Genomic DNA, 7,309 nt, shown 5'->3' on the forward strand with positions numbered 1-7,309 from the left:
ATTGCCACTACTAATAACATAAAGTTTTACTTTACCATTAATAACCTTTCCTTCTATAGCATTGCCTTTTGCAATATCTTTATAAACCCCATTAACTACCCACTTATTTTTAATCAGTGAATACTTAGTCAGGCCATTACTATAAGTTAGATAATACAATACTTTTTGTGGATTGGTACCTGTCTGGTCTAGATCGACTATAGTAAAGCTGGTTCCATCATTAAAAGTAGGATCACCTGTCAGGTTATTAAACTTTTTAGGAGCTTCGGTAACTTTTCCGCTTCCTACCTGGTACACTCTGGTATTCTCGCAGGCATAAAGATTACCATCATAGAATTTAATCTGTCTAAAACTTATACCGCCAAGATTTACGGCATTTTTCTCACCTTTTTTCAAATAAAATATACCACCATTATTGGCACCTCCGCCACCTGCGGCCCATACCTCATTACCATCGAAAGTTGCTGCCGAGCGAAAGGCATTATTGTTAAAGACATTATCAAAGACAAAGGATGAATTTATGTTTCCATCGGCTCCAACCACAGCGACCACCCTGTTAACACTTTCTGCTGGTTTATTTGCTATTTCGGTTCCTAAACCGGCATCGTAACCCGGGATGGCAATAGATTGTCCGTCACTGGCAAGGCTTATCCATCCGGACCAGACATCTTTCCCCAGGGCTACTATACGTCGATTGTCTCCTATCGTTTTAGCTGGCAACCCGATAGATTGTACCAGTACCGGTTTTTCTCCCGAAACATTATATTCATCCAGATAAATCGGACAGGCATTGTAAGTGTTGATATCGGATCCCGAATGCATATCGCCTATGCGATAGATAACCAGGTTATCTTTTTTAAAAGGTTTTGCTGATTGCGCAAGCGTTGGGCCTGCAAGGGCTCCAAACATTGTCATTAACGTAAGGACTTTTCTACTAAATTTATTCATGATATTCTCTATGTGATTCTATTTAATTAGGTATAAATTTTACGGCTTTAGTTTCGCCTGAATTTGAAACAAGTGCTATATAAACGGCATTTGATAATTTAACAGGAAGTGTAAACTCGTTCTTTCCTAATAGCAGAGATACCTTTTTCTGAGCCAATAACTTTCCTGTAATATCTCTGATAATCAGTTTAGCATCCGCTTTTGTTGATGAAGTGATTTCGACACTTACTTGTTGCTCTGTTAAAGAACCAATAACTTTTATTGGATCGTTTGAATTGAAAGCAGAAGGATTTACAGAAACGATTGATGAAAGTTCAGAATGACCATTTTTGTCTACCTGCCTTAATTGATAATATACCGTACCGGATGACTGCTCTTTGTCTATAAAACTGTAATTACTTATTTGGTCGGTTGTTCCATTTCCTTTTATCCTATCTATTACCTGAAATCCTTCTCCTATAGATTTCAATACCTCAAAGTAATCGTTTTCCTTTTCTGACGCCGTAGTCCAGCTCAATTGTATTGCCGAACCAACCTGTTTAGCTCTAAAATCTGTTAACTTGACTGGTAGGACTGAATGCTGCACAGGAGCTAAAGCTATACCTCTTATATTTTGTGTAGCAGGCCAGCTTTTTAATTCTACAGCAGCTTGCACAACAGTTGGATTATTTGTGATATTAACACCTGGAGCACTTGTATCTACTATTTTATATAATTTAGCTACTGATGTAGATGTACTTGCGGCACTGCTTACAACAAAAAGCTCCACATTGTTACCTGCTACTCTTGCTTCTATAGCGGTTCCGTAAGATCCGGTCGGACCGGTATAAGAACCTCTAGGTGTCCAATTATCATTAACTGGATAATTCATACTGAATTTTTCAATAATAAATGATCCGGACCCATATTTTAAAACGTATACCACACCTATTCCACCTACCTCAAGCATAGTAAAAGAATTCCTAGAAGCTCCACTTGAAGTCCCAGACCTATTAGTGAAAGTATTGGTTTGAGCTGTTGGTAATCCATTCCCTATTTGATACACCATATCACCGGCAGTACCATATAAATTATTTTTAAAAATCCTTAGCTGATAAAAACTGGCACCTCCTATATTGGTCGCAGAAGATGCTCCCGTAGGCGCATACCAAGTGCCTTGAGGAGATCCTCCTCCTCCCGCTCCCCAAATTGCACCACCATCATACGACGTCACAGACCTGAAACTATTGGCATTATTAGAATTGTTAAGTGAAGTAGTTGTATTAATAGCTTTCTGGTAATCTACCAATGCTACTACACGGTTTACGTCTGCCGCTGGTTGATTACTTGCATTTCCTCCTAAAGACTGATCATATCCTGGAATAACCAAATATCTTCCATCTGCAGAACGTGTCATCAAACCTTCTACAGTGGCATTACCATTAGCTACGATACGCTTATTCGCCCCCACTGTTGTAGTCGGTAAAGGTATAGCTGGTTGTGCTGAATTAAGAGTTGTTCCTGATATACTATATTCTTCCAGAAATATAGGTACTGCAGAGGTTGTGGAATTAATCGGACTCGTTCCCTCGTCATTTCCCAAACGATAAAGCACCAGATTACCTTCGGTAAAATTCTGTGCTGCACAAAGTTTGGCAAGCATTGCAAAGCCTAAAAGTAAAAGTGTTCTTTTCATATTGATTTTTTAGTTATAAAATTGATTACACACTAACTATTAATCCATTAACCATTTCATATTAAATTGATAATGTAATGCACTACTGAATAAATGGATAATATTATCCGGGGTTTGGGTTGCTGCCAGATAACCTTTAGGCTCGGCATATTGCGCATCCATTCTAAAATATCCTGTAAAACCTCCCCCGTTTAGAAACCTTTCTTTTCCATCGGTAATCAGTTTTTTTACGGGCCAGGTTTTACCATCATCAAAGGAGATAGCGGCATACATACCGTAACCGGTATAAATTGTTCCGTCTTTCCTCGTAAATTGCATACCTTTCCTATTAACTAGGTTCGCATCGGTAAAGGAAATCAGCAATAAAGCCCCTTCATTCAATCTCTTAAGCACTAACCGCTGACCACTGGATATTGGTGGAAATGCTGTAGCCTGATAGGTCCATGACTGGCCACCATTCTTCGATAAACTCATAGGCATGTAATAATTATTATCGACCTTAATATTGTCGTCTCTACCAAACGCCATTAAGTCTCCATTTTGTAATTGAACTACCCCTGCATGTATACCGGCTATTACAGCTCCTTCTTCATCTTGCTTAAAAACAGTATTTTGACTCAATTTTACTGAAGGATTACTCCAGGTTTCTCCATCGTCTTTCGAAATATGGATGACACTGCCTCCCCTTACCTTTGGTGTGGCATCACAGGGTTGTACCAGCCAGCCTGCTTTGGTTTTAAACATTCCGGCAATGACCTGATTTCCCAGTTCGTGTTCAGGATTGGCAAATTCCGGCTTAGACCAGGTGTAACCGTTGTCTTTACTTTCTCTTTTTACTATGGCAAGATTTTGCCAGGTACCCGCAGCTTCAACACCATTCATATGATAAACAACATTTCTTTGCTGATCGTAAAACAGCGAAGAACCGGTCATATTCCGATCCGGAACTTTAAAGAAAAGTTCCGGATCAGCCCATTCTTGCTTTCCGGCTTTCAAACGGCTGGATAAAATGGTCATTTCCCTTCCTTTTTCATCTTCGGTAGAAAACCATATTGCCAACAAGTCTCCATTAGGTAACCAGGTTACCGCGGGACAATGGTTATGATGGTACATGAAATCGTTTTTCCCCACGTTACCGGTATGTACATAGGTCAATGGCTCCATAAAAACAGGTTTATCTGTCACGTTCCATTTAAATATGGACGACCTTGGATTTTGATTCTTCGTTACAGGTTCTGAAATAAAGGAAGCTGGTTTTAGCTTTTCTATAACTTCTACAATTCTAAAACCGGTATAAAGTGTTTTATCTTCGGGAATAAGTGCAGATCTATTTGCAGAGCGTAAATATCTTACAGGTGTCCCATGACTGCCACCCCTCGTAACTCTGTATAATCCTTGTTCATAACCGGCCGGATCTGTTTTTACAGATGCGGTATATTTTCCATACCAATCCAGACACCACTCTTCTACATTTCCATGCATATCGTAAATTCCCCAGATATTAGGCTTGGTTTGTTTAACTTTTAATGAGACCGGTTTAGGTTCCCAGATAATATCCTGATTCTTGAGATACTCTTTGGGTAAAACCCTGTCGCCAATAGCGTAAGGAGTTAAAGTACCTGCTTTGCACACATATTCCCACTCCGCCTCAGTAGGTAAACGGTATTGCTTACCTTCCTTTTTAGAAAGCCACTCGCAAAACTTAACCGCATCTTGATAGTTTACATAAATAACTGCCTCGTCATCTTCTACAGAAAAGCCATTTTTACCGCGCAATTTTCGATGCGCGGGATCAAATTGTTCGTATTGTGCATTGGTGATTTCTGTAGCCGAAATTCTGAATGGTCTGGATATGTTTACAATATGTGCCGGGCTTTCATCTTTATTTTCCCCATAGGAATAATCACCCATTAGAAACCTACCAGGCTGTATATCGACCATTTCTAAGCCAATAGAATTAAGCTGTTGTGCATTAACAGTCAGAACAAATGCCGAGAGGCAATAAATCAAACTTAACTTTTTCATAACTGCTGTGTTTAGGGTTTATTTGTTCTGAATGGTGATGCGGGCAAACCTTCTTTATTGATAAGATTACTTTTATATGGGTTACCCTGCCATGCATATCTGACTGCTACAGGCTTTGAAACCGTATTGTGCCAAACTATAACCTGATCTTTTTCTATCTTCGCATTCGCCTGTACAAAAACACCATCTTCACCCGCTATAAAAAAGCCTTGCAACAGGTTACTATCTCTTATTGCCAGCCCAGAACCTGTATGATCGAAAGCTATCTTCGCTTCTGTTCCAGACACTTTCATTTCTTTGTAGATTGGACCGGAATAAACGATTTTATTATTTCCGTAGGCCACTTTTTGTGCGGCAATTGCCAGCCGTTTTCCCACGTCCCATTTATTTTTAGGGTGGATGTCTTTTTCCTCGCCAATGTCTATAATTACAGCCATTCCGGTATTAGGAACAGAAAGGGTTTTTAATTGTGCTTCACGCAGACTGGCCCAACTGTTAAATTGTACATTGGAACTATAGGGGCCATAATTAGCCAACTGGACATACAAAAAAGGAAAATCGCCTTGTTTCCATTGTTTTCTCCAGTTTTGTATTAAGGCGGGGAATAATCTGTTGTATTCCGCCGCTTTATCTGTATTAGATTCTCCCTGATACCAGATTACACCTTTTATAGCATAGTTTACCAAAGGAGCAATCATGGCATTATACAACAAAGAAGGCTCGTATTGCAGTACTATCTTGTCTGATGCCGGAAATTTGGGCATTTCTTTGAGGCTAAGGCTTGCTTGATACGCCCATTCATTATTCAGATTAATCACTCTTTCCCCTACGATGATTTTCAAACCATCGGGGCCTTTGGCAAAACCTCCAGGTCCACCCCAATCAGTTACTCTAACAGTAATTATATTTTTTCCTTCTATCAATAAATCTTCAGAAACCGCATATTTTCGGATATTGCTTCTGCCGTAAGTAGCTCCTACCAGCTTACCGTTTACATAAGTACTATCTAATTCGTCTACATAAGAAAGAAATAGAGTACTGCGTTTACCCAAATCTGCTTTAGTAAGCTCAATTTCCTTTCTGAACCATACTACTCCATCATAATTTTTTAATTCGCCCTGGTTTTCCCAGTAAGCCGGCAGAATCATGCGTTTCCATGATGAATCATCAAAATCTATAGTATTCCATTTTATAGCAGGCTGAAAGCCCTTGTCTAAAGCTTTCACCTGATCTAACCAGGCCTTTATATCATTTTTTTCTTTTTGTAATACTGATTCCCTGAACGACGGTTCTTTAACATGATGATATCGGTCAATATAATGAGGAAATTCTTTTAACCCTTCCAAACTAACCCAGGCCTCGGCTTTTGTACCTCCCCAACTAGTACTGATTAAACCAATTGGAACCTGATTTTTTTGATAGAGTTCTTTGGCAAAGAAATAGGCCGCTGCGGAAAAAGAAGGCAAATGAGCAGGTACTGCTTCCCGCCAGCCAATAGTTTTAAAATTATCTTCAGGACTAAAACTGGTTACTTTTGCTACTTCTATAGACCTGATCTGGGGGATATTATCCTCTGCTTTCAATGTATAAGCATTTCCCAAATCTTTCATCTTCATATACATGTTGGATTGCCCCGAGCATACCCAAACATCGCCTACAGCAACGTTTCTAATAATAATCTCATCCTGATTTCCCCTTATTACCATTTGCAGAGAGCTTGCTGCTGCCTGTTTATCTAAATTCAGCTTCCATTTCCCTTCATTATCGGCTTTTGTCTGATAAGACTTTCCTTTAAATTCTATCTGGACAGATTCTCCGGGATTTGCCCAACCCCAAACCGGAATAGCAACATTCCGTTGCAAGACCATACCGTCGCCAACCAAAGCGGGCAGGGTAATTTTTGCCTTTAATACTTGAGGGGCGGCTATAAATAGTAGAAGAAAGTACTTCCTCAAAAAACTGTTTAACATCTTTCTTATGGCTTTACAGTAACCGTAATTGTTCTGATTAATTCTTTGCGCTTATTGATATTTTGAACCGAACCAATAAACTTTACTTCGTAAATACCTGGTTCCGAAAATTTATGGCTATATACTTCTGGCATCGGATTCTGACCTCCCTTAATAGCAATGGCTCTATCCGGCCCGAAATCCAAAGTATCTAAATACATTGGTTTACTAATTGCCCAATGATAACCTTCCGGAGACCAGTTGTCTGTATACTCATTGCCTTGCATAGTAATTCTTGATTTAGTTACTACCGACCTGGCAGGATATGTTGTGGGATTTTCATCTACTATCCGAAAACCGGCTTCGCTCAACTTTAATACCTGCTGTTTGCCCGCTTCGGTTTGACCCTGAATTTTAAAATCCTGTATCATCCAGATCCTGGCATCTCCAAAATCCAGCTGCGAACGGGTATTATATTTATATGCGATGTAAATAGGCTTACCTGGTTCGTAAATGTCTGTTAAATCGCTTTCTCCTGAAGCTTTAAAAGTATTGTTAGTCGCCAAAGCAAAGCGACTGGTAATATCTATCCAATTTGCCTGATAAATACTTTCTAAGCTTCCATAGTTCCCATCGAAGTCGGTACTTGCCCATACAGAAAGCTGGTCGGCCTGCGCCCCCTTATCAACGGCTGTTGTAAAAGATATACTTT

At 39.6% G+C, this 7,309-nt stretch carries 5 protein-coding genes; all 5 read right to left on the bottom strand.

Annotated features, from left to right (window positions below; translation table 11 throughout):
• On the bottom strand, nucleotides 1-948 hold a 948-nt coding region (locus ABWO41_RS13475), incomplete at its 3' end, for a hypothetical protein (RefSeq protein WP_353138931.1).
• Between the two features lie 22 nt (nucleotides 949-970).
• A complete protein-coding gene (locus ABWO41_RS13480) occupies nucleotides 971-2,623 on the bottom strand; it encodes a hypothetical protein (protein ID WP_353138934.1) in 1,653 nt (550 codons plus the stop codon).
• A 39-nt stretch (nucleotides 2,624-2,662) separates the two neighbouring features.
• Nucleotides 2,663-4,648: an SUMF1/EgtB/PvdO family nonheme iron enzyme gene (locus ABWO41_RS13485; RefSeq protein WP_353138937.1), complete on the bottom strand. Its 1,986-nt coding sequence runs from the start codon at nucleotides 4,646-4,648 to the stop codon at nucleotides 2,663-2,665.
• An 11-nt stretch (nucleotides 4,649-4,659) separates the two neighbouring features.
• Entirely contained in the window at nucleotides 4,660-6,618 is a 1,959-nt protein-coding gene (locus ABWO41_RS13490; RefSeq protein WP_353138941.1) for a sialate O-acetylesterase, read from the bottom strand.
• 5 nt (nucleotides 6,619-6,623) lie between these two features.
• On the bottom strand, nucleotides 6,624-7,309 hold a 686-nt coding region (locus ABWO41_RS13495; RefSeq protein WP_353138944.1), incomplete at its 5' end, for a DUF5017 domain-containing protein.

This window comes from Pseudopedobacter sp., assembly GCF_040392825.1.
GTDB lineage: Bacteria > Bacteroidota > Bacteroidia > Sphingobacteriales > Sphingobacteriaceae > Pseudopedobacter.

Excerpts from the sequence above, each read along its gene's own strand:
- ABWO41_RS13480 (WP_353138934.1), bottom strand. The coding sequence starts at position 2,623 with ATGAAAAGAACACTTTTACTTTTAGGCTTTGCAATGCTTGCCAAACTT.
- ABWO41_RS13485 (WP_353138937.1), bottom strand. The coding sequence starts at position 4,648 with ATGAAAAAGTTAAGTTTGATTTATTGCCTCTCGGCATTTGTTCTGACT.
- ABWO41_RS13490 (WP_353138941.1), bottom strand. The coding sequence starts at position 6,618 with ATGTTAAACAGTTTTTTGAGGAAGTACTTTCTTCTACTATTTATAGCC.